Genomic DNA, 23,676 nt, shown 5'->3' with positions numbered 1-23,676 from the left:
TGAAAAATACTAAAAAGTTACGTGCTAACCTTTAGATGCTGTGATTATTACAAATTCACGCTGAATCTGCTGACCGGTATTACCTGTAATTAATTCATTTTCTATCATTTCATCCCGGATTATAAAGCCCGATTCCAGAAGTAAGCTTTTCAGCCGGCTTTCACTATAATGGTTAAACCCATATTTAGCGAAAGGTATGTTTTGCATAATTCGTTCAGGTATATAAGCAATACTGAGCAATCCCCCTGATTTCAGAACACGGAAAATTTCCGAAGTGTAACTACTAGCATCTTGCCAAAAATAGATGGTATTTACTGTATAAATCTTGTTGAAAGAACTGTCAGGAAAGGGGAGTGTCAGGCCATCAGCTAATACTACATTTACGTTGTTAAATACTTTAAACCGTCTATTGCATTCAGCTACCATAGTTTCAGAAATATCTGCCCCAAAGTATTTTATATTGTCAATCTTAAATATTTCCTCAATATGTTTTCCATTGCCGGGACCTAACTCAAGTACTGCATCTCCTGGTTGAAGATTTAAAGAAGCTATAGCTTTTGATATCATGTTTGCATTTGTAACATTCATCATTTCTGCGACCTTTAACCCATCATTTTCGTCAGGGCATCGCAGTTGTTTTGCAAGTTGCTGCAGTTCAGCTTCTGTAAATTTCATTTTACTTGTTTTTCGCGTACAGAAATGTTAGTATGTCACCGAATCTTTTCTGCCATGCTTTTTCATTATGCTCCGCACCTTCATATTTCCGGGTTTCCCAGTTCAGGCCAAATTTATAGCCTTTGTTTTTCATCATTTCATCAACCATTTTTTGGTGGACTTCATAGTATTGGTCAAGTGTGGCAGTACCATAGTCAAACCATATGCGGTGATTTTTTGGTGATGGCAGTTTTTTAGCCATATAATCTCGTACAGCTTGCGACGGGCCCATGTTTGTATTATCAAAAAGAACAGGCCAGTGTGTTGATATACAAGCTGCCTGTCCAAAAACGCCGGGATATTCACTTATGGCATACATGGATATTAATCCACCCATTGAACTCCCACAAATAGCGGTATTTATCTGGTCGGTAAGTGTGTTATAGCTTTGGTCAATATAAGGCTTTAGCTCTTCAACAATAAATTTCAGGTATTCATCAGCCAGCCAGTTTGGTTCAACACCCATGCTTATTGCAAGGTCATCTATGGTTTTTTTATCTTCAGGCTTGAAGTAGTTAAAAGCCTTTTCAGGAAAATACTCCATATACCTAGTATTAATTGTATTCCATGCTGCAACAATTATAAAGGGCTGAACTTTGCCGGAATTAATCAAACTGTCGGCCGCCCTGCCTGCTTCCCACGCGATTCCATACCCGGCGGTTTCAGAATTAAATACATTCTGCCCGTCTTGCATGTATAGAACCGGAAACCTGCGTTTGGGTTCAGTAAAATAAACGGAGGGCAGGTATATTTCTACATTGCGTGGCGCAACATGCTTTGACTTAACATTCTCAAGTTTTATTATCGTCCCTTTTGCCTGCGCTGATACATCAGTAGTAAAAGCAGAAATTGCAATAACCAATAGTAAATATATCTTTTTCATAATTATACCTGTATCACACCAAGATTAAATTGCTTTTCAATGGGTGCGTGGTTAGCAGCTTCAATACCCATAGATATCCACTTGCGGGTATCAAGCGGATCTATTATAGCATCTGTCCATATACGCGATGCAGCGTAATAAGGCGACACCTGTGCATCATAGCGTACTTTAATTTTATTGAATAATTCTTCTTCTTTTTCAGGGGTGATTTCTTCGCCTTTTGCTTTCAGTGATGATGCTTCAATCTGCATCAGGACTTTAGCTGCCTGCGTACCGCCCATTACGGCAAGCTCTGCGCTTGGCCATGCAAAGATAAGCCGAGGGTCATAAGCTTTACCGCACATGGCATAGTTGCCGGCTCCGTAAGAATTGCCCACAACTACTGTAAATTTAGGCACTACCGAATTGCTCACGGCATTTACCATCTTGGCGCCGTCTTTAATTATGCCGCCGTGTTCGCTTTTTGAGCCTACCATAAATCCGGTAACATCCTGAAGGAATACAAGCGGAATTTTCTTTTGGTTGCAGTTGGCTATAAAACGGGTAGCCTTGTCGGCACTGTCACTGTAGATAACCCCTCCAAACTGCATTTCGCCCTTTTTAGATTTTACAACCTTGCGCTGGTTGGCCACAATGCCTACCGCCCATCCGTCAATACGGGCGTAGCCGGTAATTATTGTCTGTCCATATCCGGCTTTATATTCTTCAAACTCACTATTGTCAACAAGGCGGGTAATAATCTCCATCATGTCGTATTGCTCTGCACGTGATTTAGGCAATATCCCATAAATATCAGCCTCCGGCAATGCAGGTTTTTCAGGTTTTATACGGCTGTATCCGGCTTTATCAAAATCACCGATTTTGTCTACAATATTTTTAATTGTGTCAAGAGCATCCTTGTCATCTTTGGCTTTATAATCGGTAACGCCTGATATTTCACAATGCGTTGTGGCGCCGCCAAGCGTTTCATTATCTATGCTTTCACCTATCGCGGCTTTTACAAGATAACTTCCTGCAAGAAAAATACTCCCAGTTTTATCTACAATAAGAGCTTCATCACTCATTATTGGCAGGTATGCCCCTCCTGCCACACAACTGCCCATAACAGCGGCAATCTGAGTTATGCCTTTACTGCTCATTATGGCATTGTTACGGAATATACGTCCAAAATGCTCTTTGTCAGGAAAAATTTCATCTTGCATTGGCAGGTATACCCCGGCGCTGTCAACCAGATAAATTATTGGAAGGCGGTTCTCCATGGCAATTTCCTGTGCCCGCAGATTTTTTTTACCTGTAATAGGGAACCATGCCCCAGCTTTTACGGTAGCGTCATTTGCAACAACTATACATTGCTTACCGCGGATGTATCCAATCTTAACCACCACGCCGCCAGATGGGCATCCGCCATGTTCGGCATACATTCCGTCACCTGCAAAAGCTCCGATTTCAATACTTTTACTGTTTTTGTCGAGGAGGTATTCTATACGCTCGCGGGCAGTCATTTTCCCCTCTCCATGAAGTTTTTCTATTCTTTTTTCTCCTCCGCCAAGTTTTACCCTGGTAAGTTTTTGTTTCATTTCTGAAAGAAGAAGTTTGTTGTGGTCTTCGTTTTTATTGAAGTTAATATCCATAATTGGTTATACATTTGCTGGGTTAAAGGCAATTTGCCTGCTAAAATACGAAATCGATTGATAATACAAGAATGCCGTAAATTAATGCAATCTTTATTACTGTTTGCACTAATTTATTTGATAACTTGTTGTTTATAATTGCTTAACTATTTCTTAACATAGCCTGAATACCTTTGCCGCTTAAAAACATACTAATGGCATCATTAAACAGTATTTTTCAATTTCTTGTCCCTAAAGATAAAAAGTTCTTCCCGCTATTTGAAGAAGCTACTAAAAACCTTACCGATATGGCTATTACTCTGCATGAAGCTGTAAATGCGCCAAAAAAGGAGAGGGATGCATATTACCTGAAAATAGAGGAACTTGAAAGCGTAATTGAAGAAATTGCCCATAAAACCAACATTGAGCTTAGTAAAAACTTTATCACGCCGTTTGACAGGGAAGATGTACACGCCTTAATTTCGGCAATTGACGATGTGGCTGACTATATGTATGGTGCCGCGAGCCGTATGCGCCTGTACCAGGTAGAAAAGATTACGAAATCTATCAGGAAAATGACAGAGATTAATCTTGAAGCTGTACAGCTGATACAGATGGCTATTGTTGACCTTAAAGACATGAAAAACCTTAAAGGTATTGCCGATGCAAGTAAAAGGATTTACAAGCTTGAAAATAAATCTGATAACGTTTTTGATAAAGCTGTTGCCGATATATTTGAAAATGAGACTGACGCAAAAAACATCATCAAGTATAAAGAAGTGCTTTCGGCTCTTGAAACAGCAACTGACAAGTGCAAAAGCGTTGCAAATGTGCTTGAATCTATAGCTGTAAAACATTCATAAAGAAGCTAATCTACCTGACTATATATGACGCTTCTTATCATAATCATTGTCCTTGCCCTCATTTTTGACTACATAAATGGCTTCCATGATGCGGCAAACTCTATTGCAACCATTGTAGCAACAAAAGTACTTACGCCGTTTCAGGCAGTGCTTTGGGCTGCATTCTTTAACTTTGTTGCGTATTTTATTTCAAAGTATTGGATTGGTGAGTTTAAGATTGGTAACACTATAGCTAAAACAGTAAGTGTTGATTTTATCACGCTTGAAGTTATATTTGCCGGGCTTATTGCTGCTATTACGTGGAACCTTGCAACCTGGAAACTGGGTATACCATCATCATCATCCCATACGCTCATCGGTGGGTTTATGGGTGCTGCACTTGCTCATGCCATAAAAATAGGGGGAGATCTTGATACTGTAATTAACTACGCAAAGGTAATCCCTATCATACTTTTTATATTTTGTGCACCGCTCATTGGTATGTTTGTTGCTTATTTTCTGACGGTTATAATATTGCATATATGCCGGAAAGCGGTTCCGTCAAAAGCGGATAAATGGTTTAAAAGGCTGCAGCTTGTATCGTCAGCGCTATTCAGCCTTGGGCATGGCGCTAATGATGCCCAAAAGGTGATGGGTATTATTGGGGCGGCAGTTATTTACTATCATACAAATATTGATGTTGACCCTAATTATCTTAATGCGGAAGATCCATTTAAATATTTTGTGTCGCATTGGGGCTGGGTGCCACTGGTAAGTTTCCTTATGATTGGACTTGGCACAATGAGCGGTGGCTGGAAGATTGTAAAAACCATGGGGTCAAAAATTACAAAAGTGACTTCGCTTGAGGGTGTTGCTGCCGAAACAGCGGGCGCTATAACCCTTTATACATCAGAGCATTTAGGTATACCTGTTTCAACAACGCATACCATTACCGGTTCTATCATCGGTGTGGGTATCACTAAAAGGGTTTCTGCAGTAAGATGGGGGGTAACCATAAGCCTGCTTTGGGCATGGGTACTTACAATACCGGTATCAGCTGTTATTGCAGCCTTGGTATACTCATTGATAAGTTTGTTTTAAGAATCTACCTGATAATTTTCCTTACAGAGAAAATAAAACTGCTGATTGTAATCAGCAGTTTTTTTATTCTGTTTTATGTAGCTTAGGAAGCCTTATTATAAAGGCTGTACCTTTGCCTTTACCTTCACTTGCAGCCTCGATTGTGCCGCTATGAAGCTCAACCAATGATTTTGTTACATTAAGTCCCAGCCCGTATGATGATTCTTTGTCTGTAGGCCGGGAGCTGAGCTTGGCAAATTTTTTAAAAAGTATTGGCACATCAGCATCTTCAAGGCCCTGGCCGTCATCTCGTACTTCAATGATAATTTCTTTATCATTTTCTTCAGCTGATATATGAATCACAGAGCCTTTGTATGAATATTTTATTGCGTTACTGATAAGGTTGTTGAGTATATCGGTCATTTTTGCCCTGTCAGCATATAGTACAATATCAGTAGTAAGGCTTAAATCAAACTTTTGTTGTTTTCTTGAAGCAAGCAGTTCAAAATTGGCCATGATATGTACCAGCAGTTCTTTTAGCGAAATATCTTCAAATAGCAATTCTTGCGTAGCATCAAGTTCTGCCTGCCTTAAAAGCCCTGATAATTTCTTTTGTATACGGTTAACAGATTGTTTTATAGACAGCGTCATTTTTTCAGAAGCACGATTTTTAGCCCTTATAATGTCATTTGCAAGATTTATTGATGCCAGCGGATTCCTTATTTCGTGCAGCACAATATTCATAAGATTGTTTTGTACGGCAATACTTTTTCGGTAACGCAGGCGGTTCTCCAGCTTGTCAATAATTATCTGTGAAAGGGTTGAAAGCATTTCCAGCTGTGCTGGTGTCGCTGTACGTTCAACAGAGTCTGTAACGCAAATAGTACCAACATTATAGCCTTCAGGCGTTTTAAGTGGAGCCCCGGCATAAAAACGTATACCGCCTTCAGCAGCCACATATGGGTTTTCCATCAGCTCAGGTACATCATGTGTATCATTAAAGGCCATCACATTATCCTGTAATATAGCAAGTGAACAAAGGCTGTCGCCGCGCTGTACTTCACTGGCCTGTAATGGGCTTATATTGCATTTGAAGTAAACCCGGTTTTCATCTACAAAGGTTATAAATGCGCTTGGTGTATCAAAAACCTGTGCTGCGAGCCGGCCAAGATTGTCGAACACCTCTTCCGGAAATGTATCAAGCACGTCATAATCGCGTAGCTTTTCAAGCCTTTCTTTTTCATTTTCAGGAATGATAGATTTCGGCTTTATATATTGTATGTCGCTTTTAGTGCCCAATCAGTTTTTTATTTTATCCTAAAGATACAGATTTAAATTTAAGCCACCCCGGCCATGTTAGATATTTTATGATACTGGTACGGCAGCCTTACAATAAAAGATGTACCTCTGCCTTTACCTTCACTAATAGCTTCGATAGACCCGTTGTGCAGCTCAACCAAAGACTTTGTTATTGAAAGCCCCAGGCCGTTTGAGGTTTCCCTGCCTGTTGGTTTAGAACTTAGTTTTGCAAATTTTGTAAAAAGCCTCTCCAGGTCGTCACTACTTAATCCCTGTCCTTCATCTTTTACCTCAATATAAACCCTGTCATCATCATTGCGGCAGATAATATGTATGGTTGAATCAGGATATGAGTATTTTATCGCATTGCTGAGAAGGTTATGCATAACATCACTTATTTTGCCCCAGTCGGCAGATATAAGTGGTACGTCATCTTCACAATCAAGAATTATACGCTGATTTTTACGAAAAGCAAGTAATTCAAAATTATGTATTAGCCTCACAAACATTTTTTAAGGTCAATTTCCTCAATAGAGAGTTTAAGCTCCGTTTCTTCATGCTCATGATGTTTCAGTAAGCTGGTTAACTTACTTTGTATCCTCCCGACTGCCGATTTTATCATATCGGTCATGCGTATTACAGATGTGGCATCTTTAGCCATGATATCATTCGCAAGGTTTATGGATGCCAACGGATTTTTTATCTCGTGCAGCGCTATGTTCATCAGGTCAACATGAGACTCAACAGTTTTACGGTAGCGCAGGCGGTTTTCAAGCTTGTCAATCACTATTCTTGACAGAGACCCAAGCATGTCAAGCTGTTTTTCAGAAGCATCACGTGGTTCTGAATCACATACACATATTACGCCCACATTATATCCTTCAGGAGTTTTTAGAGGCACACCTGCAAAAAAGCGGATACCTCCCTCAAGGGCGATAATAGGGTTATTGATTAGGAAATTCTCTTTAGTTGTGTCGTTAATAACGGTTGGCTCGTCACGTAATATTGTTACCGACGAAAGACTTTCGTTCCGCGGCACTTCAGACAAAGGGAGTGCGCTTAAATTTGATTTAATAAAAACACGCTCTTTATCCACAAAAACAATAAATGCGCTTTGGGCGTCAAATATCTGGGCAGCCATAAGGGCTATTTTATCAAAAGTATCTTCGCTGTGTGTATCAAGTATACGATACTCATAGAGCTTTTCTAGCCTGGCGGCATCATTTTCCGGGATTAAAGATACTATTTGCTTATACGGCATAAAGAGGTTTACAACTCCTAAAAGTGGTGTAGTACGAAATTAACACATTATTTGTAATAAACTGTTAAATGGCAAAATGTTGTAACCTAACAGGTGATAAAACATAACCTTTAAAAACAATAATCCGTACAATATAAGTTTTTGTACGGATTATATGGTTAATGTACTTAATCTTCTGTCCGCTGCCCCATCATCATAAGATATGCTTTCAGGAAGCCGTCAAGATTTCCGTTCATTACTCCTTCAGCATCGCTGGTTTCATATTGTGTCCGTACATCTTTTACTAATTTGTAGGGATGCATAACATAGTTACGTATCTGTGAACCCCACTCAATCTTCATCTTGTTAGCCTCTATTTCATCACGCATGGCCTGCCGTTTCTTAAGTTCAATCTCATATAACTGAGATTTTAAGAGCTGCATTGCCTTAGTTTTATTATCAAGCTGTGAGCGTGTTTCAGAGTTTTCAATAATAATTCCGGTAGGGTGGTGGCGCAGCCGTACTGCAGTTTCCACCTTGTTTACGTTCTGACCTCCGGCGCCGCTGCTTCGCATGGTTTCCCAGGAAATGTCTGCCGGGCTAATTTCAATTTCGATTGTATCATCAGCCAACGGGTAGACATACACAGATGCAAACGAAGTATGGCGCTTGGCATTGCTGTCAAACGGAGATATGCGTACCAGCCTGTGTACGCCATTTTCGCCCTTAAGCCAGCCGAAAGAATATTCTCCCTCAAACTCAAGCGTTACGGTTTTTATTCCCGCCACGTCACCCGCCTGGTAGTTTAGCTCTTTAATCTTGTAGCCTTGTTTTTCGCCCCACATCATGTACATGCGCATAAGCATACTGGCCCAGTCACAACTCTCAGTGCCCCCGGCTCCTGCAGTAATCTGCAATACCGCGCTCATGCTGTCGCCCTCATCGCTAAGCATATTGCGGAATTCAAGGTTTTCAAGGTGCTCCACAGTCTGCTCATACTGGCTATCAAGTTCTTCTTCGGTGGCATCGCCTTCCTTAAAAAACTCGTATACAATCTGTAGCTCTTCTGCCAGGTTATTGGCTTTATTGTAATCTTCTACCCACTTCTTTTTTGAGCGCAGGCCCTGCATGATTAGCTCAGCCTCTTTGGCATTGTTCCAAAAATCAGGGGCGTAGGTTTTCTCTTCTTCGTTGGTTATCTCAATGAGCTTTCTATCGATGTCAAAGATACCTCCTCAGCGCACCAAGGCGCTCTATAATACCTTTTATTTGTTCGGTATTTGTCATAAATTAATGTAGTTTTGTATTGCAAAAGTAAGCTATCCTTTTCAAAAAGTATGGAAATAAATTTAGTAAGCGATACGGTAACACGTCCCGGGCACGAAATGCTGCAGCATATGTTCAGGGCAAAAGTGGGTGATGATGTGTACAAGAGCGACCCAACCGTAAATGAGCTTGAAGAAACCGTAGCATCACTATTCGGGCGTGAGGCTGCTTTATTTTTTCCATCGGGTACCATGGCCAACCAAACTGCTATAAAGCTGCATACCAACCCGGGTGAGCAGGTTATTTGCGATAAATGGGCGCACATTTTTCATTATGAAGGGGGTGGTGCATCTTTTAACAGCGGTGTATCTTGTGCGCTTGTAGACGGCCACAGGGGCATGATCACGGCCCAACAGGTAGCTGTAGCTATAAACCCTCCTGATTTTTACCACAGCCCGCTTACATCTCTTGTAAGCCTGGAAAACACTACCAACAAGGGTGGGGGAGCTTGCTATGATATTGAAGCGATGAAGCAGATTCGCGAAGTCTGCAAACAAAACAACCTGAAATACCACCTTGACGGCGCCAGGATCTGGAATGCGATTGTGGCCAAAAGGCAGCACCCTAAACAGTTTGGGGAGTTATTTGATACAATATCAGTCTGCCTGAGTAAAGGACTTGGTGCGCCGGTAGGTTCGCTGCTTATAGGCGACAAAAAGGATATGGATAAGGCGTTGCGCATTCGCAAAATTTTGGGTGGTGGTATGAGGCAGGCAGGCTATCTTGCCGCAGCCGGATTATATGCCCTTCAAAACAACGTAAGCCGACTTGAAGAAGATCATCGAAGGGCCAAAGAAATTGCACATTTCCTTGAGCAATTGCCTTGGATTGCAAGCGTAGAACCCGTTGAGACCAACATACTTATTTTTGCAATACAACCACAATACAATGAAAAAGCGCTGATAGAAAAGCTGAAGCAGAAGAACATCCATATAAGCACAATGGGCCACGGCAAAATGCGTATTGTTACCCATCTGGACTATAAGGAAGTAATGCACCAGTATGTGCTGGAAACGTTTAGTAAACTTACACTATAAATCCATAAAAAACGCCCGACAGAAATTAATTCTCCCGGGCGTTTTAAATTTTTCTAACTCGAGGTTAATTACAATCCTAAAGCCTGTATGCCCGGAGAATTTTTCTCAATACCGTATACTCGCCAAAACGGCACTTCGCCTTTGTATTTCCAAACTACAGTACCGTCGGGTGCAACTTCCCAAAAGCCATAACCGCCTTCACAAATAAGTGTGTTGCCATTTTTTAGCCTTACAGCACCGGAAACCCTGTCATAGAAAAGTTCAGGGTCGGTAAAACTCCATATTACCTGAGGTTCATTATTTGTGTTTGGCAGTAGGTTAAAAGTGGTGGGCATTTTCAATTCGTATACTTTTGACTGTGAAATATTACTGCCATTGTTATAAATAAGTATGTTTCCGCTTCCGGGCACATTTGTACCGAGTAAATTAGGATGGTGAACGCTGTAGAACATACGTGTACCATGGGTATTGTTATAAGCCTCCGGATTGCCAAATCGGTATAGCAAATCTCCGCCTTTATTGTAATTACCGCCGGAATGTGATGCTGCCTGAGCTGTTGTGGTGCTATGGTCTATAACCCAAACTTCGCTAAAGAAATTTACAGAGAGGTAAATAACATCACGCTGGGCATCATAATCAATACCGTTGGCATGCATAATATTGCCATTTTCGGCCATTTGGTAATTTATATTGATCAGTTGCGGATTATTTGCAACCACACCGAAATTATCTTTTGTACTGTCATGATCTTGCACTATATGGTCAAAACTGTGCCACTCCCATACAACCTGCATAGTTGCAGGGTTGATTTCAACAATTGTTTCAGGATAAATAGGGTTTTGTGTATTTGCACCGTTTTGCTGTGCCACATCCGCAGATACTTTTTCCCACGCGATTAAAAGAAAGTTGCCGTTTGGTAATCGCTCAAAATCATGGTGGGCAAGCTTGTTTTCATCAGCATAAGTCATTTCCCAGTCAGTAGTTCCGTCAGGGTTAATTACTTTTAAAACGCCTCCGAATCCTCCAAAAGAAAACGCTGTGTTAGGTGAGCGGAACATAGCCATTAGTTTCCCGTTATCCAGAAGCTCAACATCATTACCGGTATTGAGGTCAAAATTCCATTCGCGTTTTTTCTCGCCCTGCTTGTTGAGCAAATACACTTTTTTTGCCCCAGTTCTATAGCTAAGGCATAGCTGTCATCAATAAGAGCGCCATTATACACTTCTACATTTTCAGTAAGTTGTACAGGCTCATTTGGTGCAGGAGTGCCGCTGTCATCATCATTACAGGACAATAATCCGAGGATTGCCAGAAGGCAGATTTTACTTAACTTTTTCACAATTTTATTTGGTTTAATTTATTATTTAAAAAGATCAAGCCCCGGAATATTCGGCATCCCGTCTTTTGCAACAGCGCCAAGCTCGGCTTCATTTACAGATGTTGCTTTAGCTATGGCTTTATTAAGCACGAGCACCAAATAATCTTCAAGCTGTTCTTTATCTTCAAGCAGAGAATCGTCAATATTTACAGATTTTATTTCGCGATTTGCAGTTAACGTAACCTTCATGAGGCCATCAGTGCTTTGCTCATCAACAAGTACGGTATCAAGCCTTTTTTAGTCTCTTCAATTTTTTTCTGGGTTTCCTGCAGTTTACCCATCATACCCATGATATCTCCGAACATTTTTACAGAATTTATTGTTAATATATATTTACAAATGTATTAAATTGCAAAGTTATATCCCAATTCTTAAAAGAATGAAAAAACACCTTTTTGTAAGTTGCGTTTGTGTTATTTTTGCCACAAATGCCCAAACCAGCAAACCTCAAATGAGCGTAAACATTACTCCGCCTAAGGCTGCTATAAAGCCTAAAACACTTGAAAAGCACGGTGATGTGCGTACAGATAATTACTATTGGCTCAATGAGCGCGAAAATAAAGAAGTAATTGATTACCTGAATAAAGAAAATGAGTACTACAAAAAGATGACGGCCCACACCGACAAGCTGAAGGCAGATCTTTTTCAGGAAATGAAAGCAAGGATAAAGGAAGACGACTCATCTGTACCTTATTTTTATAATGGATATTACTATATAACCCGATTTGAAAAAGGAAAAGATTATCCTATATATTCACGAAAAAAGGGCAGTATGAGCGCAAAAGAAGAAATTCTTTTCGACTGTAATGAACTTGCAAAGGGACATGCTTATTTCCATCTCGGCGGAATGAATATAAGCGAAGATAACAAGTGGGCTGCCTTTGGCATAGACACTGTATCGCGCAGGCAATATACCATACAGGTAAAGAATCTTGAAACCAATGAGGTACTCCCGCTAAAGATTGAGAATACAACAGGAGGCTCTACATGGGCAGGAGACAATAAAACACTTTTCTATACACGTAAAGATGCTGTTACGCTGCGTTCAGATAAAATTTATAAGCACAAATTAGGGACTGATGTAAAAAACGATGTATTGGTATTTCATGAAAAAGATGACACCTATAATACTTTTGTTTATAAAGAAAAATCAAAGAAATACTTAGTTATCGGCTCCGGCAGCACATTAACCTCTGAATACCGTATACTTGATGCTAAAAAGCCTGATGGTGAATTTAAAGTTTTCCAGCCACGTACCCGCGGATTGGAGTATAGCATTGCGCACTATGGCGACAAATGGTACATAGTGACTAACAAAGATAAGGCTACCAACTTTAAGCTGATGACCGCGCCCGAAACAGCTACAACTAAAGAAAACTGGAAAGACCTTATATCTCACCGTAAAGATGTATTGCTTGAAGATATTGAAATCTTTAAAAATTACCTTGTTGTAACCGAAAGAAACAACGGCCTTTACAAACTGCGCATAATGCCATGGAACGGAAAAGGGGAGTACTACCTGCCGTTTGACAGCGAGACATATTCGGCCGGTACAACTACGAATGTAGATTTCGACACGGATATTGTGCGTTATAGCTACCAGTCACTTGCCACGCCATCATCAGTTATTGACTTCAACATGAAGACAAAAGAAAAGACTATATTGAAAGAGCAGGAAGTACTTGGGGGTAAATTCGACAAAAACAATTATGTTGAAGAGCGTGTTTGGGCTACTGCACAGGATGGTACGAAGATTCCGATTTCTATGGTATATCGCAAAGGCATTAAGAAAGATGGTAAAAATCCATTACTGCTTTATGCTTACGGATCTTACGGAGCATCTATGGATGCATATTTTTCATCGATAAGACTAAGCCTGCTTGACAGGGGCTTTATTTATGCTATAGCACACATAAGGGGTGGGGAAGACCTGGGACGCGAATGGTATGAAAATGGTAAGCTCCTTAAAAAGAAAAATACATTTACCGATTTCATTGATTGCTCGAAATTTGTAATAGCTGAAAATTATACCTCGCCTGAGCACTTATATGCTGAAGGCGGCAGTGCCGGCGGATTGCTTATGGGCGCTGTGGTGAATATGGCTCCTGAACTGTACCGTGGTGTTATTGCACAGGTACCGTTTGTTGATGTAATCACGACAATGCTTGATGACAGCATACCGCTTACTACGGGGGAGTATGACGAATGGGGCAACCCGAATGATAAGCAGTATTATGAGTATATGAAGTCATATTCGCCATATGATAATGTAAAAGCTCAAAAATACCCTAACATGCTTGTAACTACAGGCCTTCATGATTCTCAGGTGCAGTACTGGGAGCCGGCTAAATGGGTTGCTAAGCTAAGAACCATGAAGACTGATAATAACCTGCTTTTCCTGGATACAAACATGGACGCAGGGCATGGCGGTGCTTCAGGGCGATTTGAGGCATTAAAAGAGGTTGCAAAAGAGTACAGTTTTTTACTCGATTTGGAAGGAATTAAAAACTAATTGATTTTTTTTGTTAGCTTTGCAAGGTCTTAAGGTTGCTAACCAAACCAACGCAGAGCGCCTTGACTAACTTATTTTTTATGAAAGAAGAAATAAAAGCCTATAATAATGTATTGGAATTAATTGGAAATACACCACTAATTAAGCTCAATAAGGTTACTGAAGGTTTAAAAGGGAATTTCTACGCAAAAGTAGAAGCTTTTAATCCGGGCCATTCTACTAAAGACAGGATTGCACTATATATAATTGAAGAAGCTGAAAGAAGGGGAATCCTTAAACCAGGCGACACAATTATCGAGACAACCTCGGGTAATACAGGCTTTAGTGTGGCTATGGTAAGTATTATTAAGGGTTATGACTGCATACTTGCTGTAAGTTCTAAATCATCAAAAGATAAGATTGATATGTTACGTGCTATGGGTGCAAAAGTTTATGTGTGCCCTGCAAATGTATCTGCAGATGATGCCCGTTCTTACTACAGTGTTGCCAAAAGGCTTCATGAAGAAATAAAAGGCTCGGTATACATTAACCAGTATTTTAATGACCTTAATATAGACGCTCATTATAAAACCACAGGCCCTGAAATTTGGGAACAGACAAATGGCAAGATCACACATCTTGTAGCCTGCAGTGGTACGGGCGGCACAATATCAGGAGCGGCGCGTTTTCTTAAAGAGAAAAATCCAAACATCAAAATTCTTGGTGTTGATGCCTTTGGTTCGGTACTTAAAAAATACCATGAAACCAAAGAATTTGATAGTGAGGAGATTTACCCATACAGGATAGAGGGCCTTGGTAAAAACCTTATACCTACAGCAACAGATTTTGACGCGATTGACAAATTCATTAAAGTTAATGACGAAGACAGCGCCCATGCAGCAAGAAGCATTGCTAAAACCGAAGGCCTTTTTGTAGGTTATACAAGCGGAGCTGCATTACAGGCTGTAAAGCAATATGCTGAAGCAGGTGAATTTGATGCTAACAGTAACGTTGTACTTATCTTCCCTGACCATGGTTCGCGTTATATGAGCAAAGTATTTAGCGATGAGTGGATGAATGAACAGGGCTTTTTTGACAGTGTGAACCTTGAAGAGGCACAAAAAATTGAATTCATAAAATAAGCTCCAATATAAATAAAATTGAACTCCGGATTATATCCGGAGTTTTTTTATTTCAAAATATGCAAAACGAAAAAAGCCGCCTCAACTGAGACGGCTTTCCTTCGAAGTGGAAAAGCTACATAACCTTAAACTCTCCCGTACCTGTACGCTTCAGGTCTTTTTGTTCAGGCTCGCCTGAAAACGCTATATTACCTGAACCGGATATTGTACCGTCTAATGCCTTGCGGCTCTTTACTTTTGCGTTGCCGGAGCCTGACACAACTGCTACTACTGTCTGTGCATCAAGGCTTTCTGCTTTAACTTCGCCCGAACCAACAACTTTACATTTAAAATTTTCTGTTGAACCATAAAGGCTGATGTTTCCTGAACCTAAAATATTAGCTTGTACGTTTTTGCACTCCAACTTTAGGTCTGCGTTTCCCGAACCGTCAAGTGTTATTTTCATATCACCTTTTAATGGTTTTGACGATTTAAGGCTACCGGAACCAAGCATTGCAATTTCTTCAAGATTAGAATAATATACTTTGATTGTAATCTTGTTGCCATTGCTGGCTCTGTAAAGCTTGCCGTCAATTGGTTTAATAACAAGTGTACCGTTGTCAATTTCCGTTTCAACCAAATCTTGGAGGTTTGATTCGGCATCAATGGTAACTTTAGGCTTTTCGTCAGGTATCAGGTTTATGTGAAAAGGTCCTGATACCTTAAGCTTTGTAAAGTTTTGTACATCGCGTGATTTACGTTCAAGATGGCCGTTGCCAAGAGTAACGTCAGATTTCTGCTGCGCCGCACCGGTTAGTGTGCAGCATAGCACAGCTAATAAAAAAATTGCTTTTTTCATGATGATTGATTTTTGATTGATGATTTATATTAAGACGTAATTAAATTTGAAATGGTTGTATGTGATTTTACTTTCTGATAAATTTTACAGGAGCATATTCAGATTTGATGAAGATCTTATTTATGCCGCTGTTTTTATTATAACCTTTATAATAGGAGTTTTCATTTTTTTCAATACTGGTTGTATATTTTAATCCCTGTGCTTGTAGGCCATTATATTTTAGGTAAACTTCAAAATCAAACGGATAATCGTCATCATAGCCTATGTTAACCGATGTATAGGTTGATGTGATGGCAATATTTTTCACAGTTCTTTCTACGTTGCCAATATTTATGTGGCCATAATCAGCAGTAAGGTTAGCCAGCTTTTTTATAACGGTAAATCGTGATGTTGCATAATCTCCACGGCCGGTAACAATATCAGCATTCTCAACATTAATCTCACCATAGCTGCACTTATACTTCATGTCATCAACATTTTTCATCTTTACATTGCTGTATTCCCCTGTAACTGTAACTTTTTCAGAATTGGCAAGCATAATATCTGAATATTGTGCGGTAAGGCTGCCACCTTTCATATAACCTATCCTGCACCCGCCGGAGTATTCAATTTTAACTGTATTCGCAGTATTATTAAGGGCGTCGACATTTATCTGCCCGTACCTGCAGGTTATCGTGCTTGGGCCATCCACCTCACTAAGCCTTATATGGCCGTATTCGTTGTCAAGTTTTACGCGCCCGCTTTTAGGCATCTTTACTATAAAGTTAACTTGAGTGGTAATATTTTGATTACAAGCGTAACCTCCCATTGATGAACGTGCAATCACAGAATTATTACCTGTTTTGAAGTCCACCCCGATTTTATCAAATCTTTCGTTTACCTCTTTTTCATTATTTCCTGTAACTCTTACAAGAACATCTATTTCTGCCCTGTTCTGGTCCCAGGTGGTAACTGTTATCATGCCATATTTATGGCCAATATCCATAAGTACATTCCCGCTTACATTATAAGCCTTGCGTATTGTTTTTCTTTTTTAAACTTTCCATTATCATTAGCCCACATTCCATAAGGCAGGAACAAAAGGGCTATAATAATTAGTTTACAGTTGATTAGTTTCATTTTGCTGTTGTTTTAGCTTTTTAGTGTTTTCAATTTGTGTCATCACATCCTGCAAAAATGATATCCTTGTCTGCAGGTTGGTAATCATGGCGCTAAGCAATTGCCTGTTTTCGCCATCTTTTATTAGTTGCTGGGCAAGCTCATCATAATCTTTCTCCAGCTTTTGCATCCTGAAAAGGGCATCCTTTACAATACGTCTTGCTTCAGGTGATTTTTCTTTCTCAACTTTAGCAAGTTCACTTTGTATTACTGAAGCAAAATAGTCTTGTGCTTCACGGGCTTTTGGTGATATTCCTGCTAAAGCTTCTTGTGATGAAACGTTTTGTGTACCCTGCTCATAGATAAAGAATATGCCAAGCAATAAAATTATCGTTGCAGCTATAGAAAGTGCCGGCCAGATTTTGGCTTTTTTCTTAACCTGAACCTTTGGCTGAAGTTTGTCAAGAAAACGCAGCTGGTGCCCGTCTTCAGGTTCATGTTCATCCCATTGGCCGTGCAGGCGGCTAAAAAGTTCATCAATTTTTTTCTCGTTCATGTTCATCATCCTTTCAGTTTTTGAAGAAGGCTTGTCCTGGCCCTGCTTATTGTTGTGCGGCAATTGCCTGCTGTTATATTAAGTATAGTGCAAATCTCTTCCTGGTCATAACCCTCAATATAATGTAGGTTGAGTATGAGCCTGTAATTCTCGTTAAGCTGCTGAATTGCCGCTGTAACCTGTTGCACCTGTGTTTGTTCAAAATCAATTTTTGCTTCTGCTTCAGCACTTTCATTATCTTCAACTTTATACAAAATGTCGTCCAGGCAATCCATGGCTTGCTTGTTCAACTTCTTGTAATTGTCAAGACTGTGGTTTACCACAATTTTTTTAAGCCATGCCCCAAATGCAACCTCACCTTTATAACTGTCGAGTTTTGTAAAAGCTTTCAAAAAAGCTTCCTGCATAACATCTTCAGCCCAATGTGTATCATTCACTATGCGATGCGCTGTATTGAACATTGCTTTGTAATACCGGTTATACACTTCAAACTGCGCACTGCGGTCTCCCTTCCTGCAAAGAGAAATTAAGATATCTATATCTGTATGCTTGTTGTACAACTTGGTTAACCGGTTTATAGTAATGACTGCCGTATACTGGATATGTTACACTAACGTAAAAATTTTTTTAATAAAATAAAAAAATCCGCCTGGTGTGGCGGATATGCAGTTATAAATCAATAAGGTGTTAAATCCCAAACCTAAAGCCAAAATAGGCATCTGCCTGTGTTGCGTCGCTAAGAAGCGCTGTTATTGCTGATCCCGACCCAATAAAGAACCCTCCGACACGAAAACCAATTCCAACATTAGTATCTGAAATATCGCTATTTGTTACAGGAACGTAAGCTTCAAACCATTTGGTAGAGTAGCGGGGGGTAAATGTCCATATTCTTTGGGCTGTAATCTGCTCATTATCACTATCATCAGATAATCTTTGTTGTGTAAAAGCCGTAAAGTAAAAACGGCTTATAACTTTTACATCAGCATATAATGATAGTGTAGCAGGTAATTTTACTTTGAAGTCTCTGCTAACACTTTCGCCTGTAAGGTAGCCCGAGTTGCGAAGTATATCTTCAATTTGTCTTATATCGCTTACGTCTTCAAACTGGTTAAGGTTAAGCCCTGCAGGAGCTACCCCGTTAGGTATATCCAACACATAATTGGTATTGCGGTTGTTATCATCTTTAAATGTCATACTCCCCAAATTACGCACTGATGCCCCAACATTAAGCCTGTAATTCGAAACAGCTGTGCTGTCATCTGAAACAATGTCCTTCAACTGATAATTTACACCTATATCAGCTGCAAACCCATTCAAACCGCCTGCAAAGAAATCGGTAAAGTTTCCGCTGTCCGTAAAATCTTCTGCAAGTGAACCAGAATAAGCAATATTAATATTTGCACTGGCATCATTAAGATATACATTATCATTTATGTTATCAATACGCCCACGAAATTGTCCTAATGCTATATTGGCATAAGTCCCGGGGAAAAGCAGTCTACCCGTAACACCTCCGCTGAATTTATGCAAATCATTATTAAAGAAGTCGTGAGCAACAGTAAGGCCAATCTCACCCCATGATGTACCTGAAACTCGCTGATTGTAACCTGCGTTGATATTATAAAATTCAGTTATTCCCGGTATATTGCCATTGGTTACAGCATTACCCAAACCTGTATCAACATCAACAAAATCGGCTTTTACATTAGCGCCTGTTGTAAATGCAAAAGCCCAGCTGCCTCTTTTAACTGAAAGTGCCGGGCCTAATATTTTGGCATCAAGGCGTAAGTTTGTGGGTTCGCCACCTTCAAATATAAGCCTGTCAAAATCATTGCCGCTTACAAGGTCGCCGAATGAAATTTTATTATTCGCTACATTAATTCCAAAGTTAAATACATTAACATCAAATGCCGTTTGCTGGTTTGTAAGCTCTGCCGGGTTTAAAGATGCATTTAGCAAGCCACCCCTTCTCGAGGTACTTATGCCGGTAAAGTGCTCTTGTGCAATGGCGCTACCTGCGCATAACATAGTAGTTAGTAATAGTAATGGTGTTTTCATATCATTTGTTTTCGTTACCTGAAAGTTAACAAATAAAACAATATTTAAGAAAATTTTATACGGATTTATATTGCACTCCAAACCTTATCATCAGGTACGGGCGCAATAATTGTTATCGCTTCTTTAGACACAGGATGTATAAAGAAAAGTCTCCTTGCATGAAGATGTATACCGCCGTCTGGATTGCTTCGTGATGCGCCATATTTTAAGTCACCTTTTATAGGCGAGCCAATTGCTGAAAGCTGTGCGCGGATTTGGTGATGGCGGCCGGTGTGAAGGTTAATCTCGAGAGCCGTGTAACTGTCAAGTTCTTTAATTACCTTATAGTCAAGTTTGGCGATTTTACTGTCAGGTACTTCATTTACATGCGCTTTGGACGTGTTTGACTTTTCATTTCGTTTAAGGTAGTGGGTCAGGGTAGCAGAATTTTGCGGAGGTTTATTTTTAACTACAGCCCAATATGTTTTTTGTGTTTCACGATTTTTGAAAAGTTCGTTAAGCCTCGTCAGTGCTTTAGACGTGCGTGCAAAAACTACAATACCTGTTGTAGGCCTGTCAAGCCTGTGTACCACACCCAAAAAAACCTCGCCAGGCTTATTGTATTTGCCCTTAATATACTCTTTTACAACATCACTTAATGGCTTATCACCGGTTTTATCACCTTGCACGATATCGCCAACACGCTTATTAACAGCAATGATGTGGTTGTCTTCATAAAGAACCTGAAGGTTTTCTTTGGTGCTGATTGTCTTCAAGATTGTTAGAATTTTAGATTATTAGAATTTTAGACTATGCGGGCAAAGTAGAACGCAATCTTGAAGCCATTCTTACAATCGCATCAATCTTTGTAATTAATAATTCTAAACTTTCAAGTTGGATAAATTTTAAATCTGATGCAATTAAAAGTTGTGTTTCCAATTCGTAAGCCGACCCAATAGCAATCTCTAAAAACCTTGAAAAAATCTTTCGAAGAACTTCGTGAAGCGCCTTCTGCAATATTAGATGGAATTGAAACAGCAGCACGACGAAGCTGATTTGTTAGCCCGAATTTTTCTGATTCAGGAAATGATGACGTCACCGAATATACATCACTACAAAAAATCCTGCTTTGCTTCCATACCTCTAAATCTTTAAATCTATGCATAACGTCTAATATTCCAAAATACTAAAATACTAACAATCACTCCTAATACTGCTCCTTTTCATTCGGGAAATCACTGCTCTTTACATCTGTTACATATTGGCCTATGGCTTTTGTCATTCCATCATATAAATCCATATACCGGCGGAGAAAGCGCGGACTGAACTCATTGTTCATACCCAGCATATCGTGTATTACAAGCACCTGCCCATCAACACCGCCGCCCGCGCCAATGCCTATAACCGGGATAGAAATACTGTCAGCAACCTTTTTAGCAAGCGCAGCAGGTATCTTTTCAAGCACAAGGGCAAAGCAACCGATACGCTCCAGCATCATCGCATCTTCAAGCAGTTTTTCAGCTTCGGCTTCTTCTTTTGCGCGAACGTTATAAGTCCCGAATTTATAAATAGACTGTGGTGTAAGGCCTAAGTGGCCCATGACGGGTATACCTGCGTTCAGGATTTTCTTTATTGAGTCCTTAATCTCGCTGCCGCCTTCAAGTTTTACAGCATGCCCGCCGCTTTCTTTCATGATGCGTATAGATGAACGCAAGGCTTCTTTAGGGTCACTTTGGTAGCTTCCGAAGGGAAGGTCTACCACTACAAGTGCACGGTTTATGGCACGCACAACTGACGATGCATGGTATATCATCTGGTCAAGCGTTATAGGCAGCGTTGTTTCATGCCCCGCCATAACGTTTGATGCTGAATCACCTACCAAAATTACATCTACACCGGCAGTGTCTACAATTTTTGCCATGGTGAAGTCATATGCCGTAAGCATGGAAATTTTTTCGCCATTGGCTTTCATTTCTATAAGTGACCGGGTGGTGATACGCTTGTAATCTTTTTTGCGACAGACATATTGTAATAATTTGGAAAGGTAAAAGTAATAAATTGGGGTATAACCGCAGCCGGTGTTCTGCTTTTATTGCAGCATGACATGTAACAATTATAAATATTTCATCACTTATAAGTAAAACATAACAAGCATGAAAAAACTATCACTTTTTGCAGCAATACTTGCAGTTAATTTTGCTTTTGCACAAGAGAGCGACATTAAAAAATCTATACAGACATTTTTTGAAGGAATGCATACTGCTGATACTTTAAAAATTCAGTCGGTTACGCACAAAACAATGATATTGCAAACAATTGCCGACGGCTCAAAAAGAAACTTTCGCAGGATGATACCAGAGAATTTTATAAATCTATCGCATCAATCCCTAAAGACATGAAGATAGAGGAGAGGCTGCTTAGCTACAACATACAGCAGGACGGAAGTATGGCGCATGTATGGACACCTTATGAATTTTACATCAATGGCAAGCTGAGCCACAAAGGCGTAAATTCGTTTATGCTTTATAAAGAAGATAATATCTGGAAGATAATTTATATCGTTGATACGAGGAGAGCCCCCCAGCCCCCGAAGGAGGAACAACGATAGGAATTCTCTGTTTGGGGTAAAGGGGGGCTATTAACAATCCGCGTTGTTTACGGTCACGGCAAGGCCTCCTTCAGATGTTTCCTTGTACTTGTTGTTCATATCCTGAGCGGTTTTCCACATTGTGTCAACAACCTTATCAAGTGGCACTTTAGCATTCTTAGGGTCAGTTTCCAGCGCAAGTTCAGCGGCGTTAATGGCTTTAATCGCACCCATTGTATTTCGTTCAATACAAGGCACCTGTACCAGTCCGCCTATCGGGTCGCACGTCATGCCAAGATGATGCTCCATTGCAATTTCAGCAGCCATAAGGCATTGTTCGGGGGTACCACCCATTACTTCACAAAGCGCTGCAGCAGCCATTGCAGATGATACGCCAATTTCAGCCTGGCATCCACCCATTGCAGCTGATATTGTAGCTCCCTTTTGAATATACTACCAATTTCACCGGCCACCATCAGGAATTGTTTTATATGCCGCTCGTCAGCCTCGTGGTTTTCTATCACCATATAATACATAAGCACGGCAGGTATAACCCCGGCACTGCCATTGGTTGGGGCAGTAACAACACGGCCAAGGGCGGCATTTACTTCATTTACCGCGAGGGCAAAACAGCTTACCCATTTTAATATTTGCCTGAATTTTACTTCAGTCTTTCGTATAGTGTGCAGCCATTCCTGCGGCGAATTGTAATCTGCTTCACCAATCAGGTTTTTGTGCATGTCATAAGCCCTTCGCCGCACATTGAGCCCGCCGGGTAACGTACCTTCGGTATGGCAGCCTGTATACATACATTCAAGCATAGTATTCCACACCCGCATCAATTCGTGGTGAATTTCATCTTCTGTGCGAATTGATTTCTCATTTTCATATACTATTTCAGATATCTTCTTTTGTTGTGAAATAGTATAAGCTAAAAGTTCATCAGCTTTATCAACTGGGTAGGGGAATGCGCATTTTATTTCTGCTTTTATTTTTGCCATAACCCGCTCTTCCTTAACTACAAAACCACCACCTATTGAATAAAAAGTAGAAGTATGTTCGCTGCTTTTGGTATATGCTGTAAAAGTAAATCCGTTAGCATGGAATGGAAGGAAATCTTTGTTGAAAACAATATCCTTACCTATGATAAAAGGTATCACTTTAATACCCCCAAGAAAAAGCTGGCGGTTCATTGCTATATCGTCAATTATGCCTGAAATATCATCTATGGGAACATATTCCGGGTCAGCGCCACTAAGCCCAAGCATTACAGCAAGATCTGTTGCGTGCCCTTTACCTGTAAGCGACAATGAACCGTAAAGATCGACTTTTACACGCTCAACCTTTTCGAATAAGCCCTCCGCCCGAAGTTCATTCAGGAAACGTTCGGCGCCGCGCCATGGCCCCAGTGTATGGGAACTTGACGGTCCAACGCCTATTTTCAGCATATCGAATACGGAAATACACTCATTCATAGCAATAGCATGGTTTTGTGCAAATATAATGCAAAACCCGCAC

Annotated in this window: 25 protein-coding genes and 2 pseudogenes; 7 read left to right on the top strand and 20 right to left on the bottom strand. The window is 40.3% G+C overall.

Features of this window, described 5'->3' with window-relative positions:
* Positions 1–24: 24 nt before the first annotated feature.
* The 3 genes from LRS05_RS10525 to LRS05_RS10515 are packed head-to-tail and all read right to left on the bottom strand — an operon-like array spanning position 25 to position 3,228.
* Positions 25–675 (bottom strand): class I SAM-dependent methyltransferase, encoded by a 651-nt coding sequence (locus tag LRS05_RS10525; RefSeq protein WP_257868292.1) that lies wholly within the window; start codon positions 673–675, stop codon positions 25–27.
* A 1-nt stretch (position 676) separates the two neighbouring features.
* Entirely contained in the window at positions 677–1,597 is a 921-nt protein-coding gene (locus LRS05_RS10520; protein ID WP_257868291.1) for an alpha/beta hydrolase, read from the bottom strand.
* A 2-nt stretch (positions 1,598–1,599) separates the two neighbouring features.
* The gene (locus LRS05_RS10515; RefSeq protein WP_257868290.1) at positions 1,600–3,228 is read right to left on the bottom strand and encodes an acyl-CoA carboxylase subunit beta; all 1,629 of its coding nucleotides are present in this window, start codon (positions 3,226–3,228) and stop codon (positions 1,600–1,602) included.
* A gap of 194 nt (positions 3,229–3,422) precedes the next feature.
* Here LRS05_RS10515 and LRS05_RS10510 point away from each other — a divergent pair, with 194 nt between their 5' ends.
* Both LRS05_RS10510 and LRS05_RS10505 read left to right on the top strand, forming a co-directional pair.
* The gene (locus LRS05_RS10510; protein WP_257868289.1) at positions 3,423–4,070 is read left to right on the top strand and encodes a DUF47 domain-containing protein; all 648 of its coding nucleotides are present in this window, start codon (positions 3,423–3,425) and stop codon (positions 4,068–4,070) included.
* Positions 4,071–4,094: 24 nt separating this feature from the next.
* Positions 4,095–5,150: an inorganic phosphate transporter gene (locus LRS05_RS10505; protein ID WP_257868288.1), complete on the top strand. Its 1,056-nt coding sequence runs from the start codon at positions 4,095–4,097 to the stop codon at positions 5,148–5,150.
* A 63-nt stretch (positions 5,151–5,213) separates the two neighbouring features.
* Here the strand turns inward: LRS05_RS10505 and LRS05_RS10500 are convergent, their stop codons facing one another.
* The 4 genes from LRS05_RS10500 to prfB form a co-directional block, all read right to left on the bottom strand.
* Positions 5,214–6,428, bottom strand: a complete 1,215-nt coding sequence (locus tag LRS05_RS10500; protein ID WP_257868287.1) for a GAF domain-containing sensor histidine kinase — start codon at positions 6,426–6,428, stop codon at positions 5,214–5,216.
* Positions 6,429–6,466: 38 nt separating this feature from the next.
* Positions 6,467–6,931 carry a sensor histidine kinase KdpD gene (locus LRS05_RS10495; RefSeq protein ID WP_257868286.1) on the bottom strand — a complete coding sequence of 155 codons (465 nt, stop codon included), beginning with the start codon at positions 6,929–6,931 and terminating at the stop codon, positions 6,467–6,469.
* Complete coding sequence (locus LRS05_RS10490; protein ID WP_257868285.1) at positions 6,928–7,689, bottom strand: GAF domain-containing protein; 762 nt, start codon at positions 7,687–7,689, stop codon at positions 6,928–6,930. Before LRS05_RS10490 ends, LRS05_RS10495 begins: the two co-directional genes overlap by 4 nt.
* Positions 7,690–7,856: 167 nt before the next feature.
* A protein-coding gene (gene prfB, locus LRS05_RS10485; RefSeq protein ID WP_257868284.1) for a peptide chain release factor 2 occupies positions 7,857–8,955 on the bottom strand; the annotation gives its coding sequence in 2 pieces (ribosomal slippage) (positions 7,857–8,891 and positions 8,893–8,955; 1,098 coding nt in all).
* A 50-nt stretch (positions 8,956–9,005) separates the two neighbouring features.
* On the opposite strand from prfB, the gene LRS05_RS10480 reads away from it, so the two are divergent.
* Positions 9,006–10,031, top strand: coding sequence for a low specificity L-threonine aldolase (locus LRS05_RS10480; protein ID WP_257868283.1), 1,026 nt, complete (start codon positions 9,006–9,008; stop codon positions 10,029–10,031).
* Between the two features lie 68 nt (positions 10,032–10,099).
* Here LRS05_RS10480 and LRS05_RS10475 read toward each other — a convergent pair whose 3' ends face one another.
* From LRS05_RS10475 to LRS05_RS10465, 3 genes and pseudogenes are all read right to left on the bottom strand, one after another.
* Positions 10,100–11,185, bottom strand: coding sequence for an aryl-sulfate sulfotransferase (locus tag LRS05_RS10475; RefSeq protein ID WP_257868282.1), 1,086 nt, complete (start codon positions 11,183–11,185; stop codon positions 10,100–10,102).
* A complete protein-coding gene (locus LRS05_RS10470) occupies positions 11,095–11,370 on the bottom strand; it encodes a hypothetical protein (RefSeq protein ID WP_257868281.1) in 276 nt (91 codons plus the stop codon). The genes LRS05_RS10475 and LRS05_RS10470 overlap by 91 nt, the downstream gene beginning before the upstream one ends.
* A gap of 21 nt (positions 11,371–11,391) precedes the next feature.
* Positions 11,392–11,714: pseudogene (locus LRS05_RS10465) on the bottom strand (YbaB/EbfC family nucleoid-associated protein).
* Positions 11,715–11,788: 74 nt separating this feature from the next.
* Here LRS05_RS10465 and LRS05_RS10460 point away from each other — a divergent pair.
* Together LRS05_RS10460 and LRS05_RS10455 are read left to right on the top strand one after the other, a co-directional pair.
* Entirely contained in the window at positions 11,789–13,921 is a 2,133-nt protein-coding gene (locus LRS05_RS10460; protein WP_257868280.1) for a S9 family peptidase, read from the top strand.
* An 80-nt stretch (positions 13,922–14,001) separates the two neighbouring features.
* Positions 14,002–15,042, top strand: a complete 1,041-nt coding sequence (locus LRS05_RS10455; RefSeq protein ID WP_257868279.1) for a PLP-dependent cysteine synthase family protein — start codon at positions 14,002–14,004, stop codon at positions 15,040–15,042.
* A 115-nt stretch (positions 15,043–15,157) separates the two neighbouring features.
* Here the strand turns inward: LRS05_RS10455 and LRS05_RS10450 are convergent, their stop codons facing one another.
* The 9 genes from LRS05_RS10450 to panB all read right to left on the bottom strand — a co-directional run bounded on the left by LRS05_RS10450 (position 15,158) and on the right by panB (position 21,630).
* A complete protein-coding gene (locus LRS05_RS10450; protein WP_257868278.1) occupies positions 15,158–15,880 on the bottom strand; it encodes a head GIN domain-containing protein in 723 nt (240 codons plus the stop codon).
* 67 nt (positions 15,881–15,947) lie between these two features.
* Complete coding sequence (locus tag LRS05_RS10445; protein WP_257868277.1) at positions 15,948–16,841, bottom strand: hypothetical protein; 894 nt, start codon at positions 16,839–16,841, stop codon at positions 15,948–15,950.
* 138 nt (positions 16,842–16,979) lie between these two features.
* A complete protein-coding gene (locus LRS05_RS10440) occupies positions 16,980–17,597 on the bottom strand; it encodes a hypothetical protein (protein ID WP_257868276.1) in 618 nt (205 codons plus the stop codon).
* Positions 17,540–18,094 carry an RNA polymerase sigma factor gene (locus LRS05_RS10435; protein WP_257868275.1) on the bottom strand — a complete coding sequence of 185 codons (555 nt, stop codon included), beginning with the start codon at positions 18,092–18,094 and terminating at the stop codon, positions 17,540–17,542. The genes LRS05_RS10440 and LRS05_RS10435 overlap by 58 nt, the downstream gene beginning before the upstream one ends.
* Positions 18,095–18,221: 127 nt before the next feature.
* Positions 18,222–19,592, bottom strand: coding sequence for a DUF5723 family protein (locus LRS05_RS10430; protein ID WP_257868274.1), 1,371 nt, complete (start codon positions 19,590–19,592; stop codon positions 18,222–18,224).
* Positions 19,593–19,657: 65 nt separating this feature from the next.
* The gene (locus LRS05_RS10425; protein ID WP_257868273.1) at positions 19,658–20,347 is read right to left on the bottom strand and encodes an RluA family pseudouridine synthase; all 690 of its coding nucleotides are present in this window, start codon (positions 20,345–20,347) and stop codon (positions 19,658–19,660) included.
* Between the two features lie 34 nt (positions 20,348–20,381).
* Positions 20,382–20,510 carry a hypothetical protein gene (locus LRS05_RS17290; protein ID WP_308224876.1) on the bottom strand — a complete coding sequence of 43 codons (129 nt, stop codon included), beginning with the start codon at positions 20,508–20,510 and terminating at the stop codon, positions 20,382–20,384.
* On the bottom strand, positions 20,461–20,736 hold the full coding sequence (locus tag LRS05_RS10420; protein WP_308224874.1) for a four helix bundle protein: 276 nt from the start codon (positions 20,734–20,736) through the stop codon (positions 20,461–20,463). The genes LRS05_RS17290 and LRS05_RS10420 overlap by 50 nt, the downstream gene beginning before the upstream one ends.
* A gap of 42 nt (positions 20,737–20,778) precedes the next feature.
* Positions 20,779–21,630, bottom strand: coding sequence for a 3-methyl-2-oxobutanoate hydroxymethyltransferase (gene panB / locus LRS05_RS10415; RefSeq protein WP_257869266.1), 852 nt, complete (start codon positions 21,628–21,630; stop codon positions 20,779–20,781).
* Between the two features lie 94 nt (positions 21,631–21,724).
* Between panB and LRS05_RS10410 the strand changes: the two genes are divergently transcribed.
* Together LRS05_RS10410 and LRS05_RS10405 are read left to right on the top strand one after the other, a co-directional pair.
* Positions 21,725–21,970 (top strand): nuclear transport factor 2 family protein, encoded by a 246-nt coding sequence (locus tag LRS05_RS10410; RefSeq protein ID WP_257868272.1) that lies wholly within the window; start codon positions 21,725–21,727, stop codon positions 21,968–21,970.
* Positions 21,967–22,179: a hypothetical protein gene (locus LRS05_RS10405; RefSeq protein ID WP_257868271.1), complete on the top strand. Its 213-nt coding sequence runs from the start codon at positions 21,967–21,969 to the stop codon at positions 22,177–22,179. Before LRS05_RS10410 ends, LRS05_RS10405 begins: the two co-directional genes overlap by 4 nt.
* Positions 22,180–22,209: 30 nt before the next feature.
* On the opposite strand, the pseudogene LRS05_RS10400 reads toward LRS05_RS10405, so the two are convergent.
* Positions 22,210–23,633: pseudogene (locus tag LRS05_RS10400) on the bottom strand (L-serine ammonia-lyase).
* Positions 23,634–23,676 lie beyond the last annotated feature (43 nt).

Origin of the sequence: Flavobacterium sp. J372 (assembly GCF_024699965.1) — a bacterium.
Classification (GTDB): domain Bacteria; phylum Bacteroidota; class Bacteroidia; order Flavobacteriales; family Flavobacteriaceae; genus Flavobacterium.
This window is presented reverse-complemented; position numbering and strand designations above follow the sequence as displayed.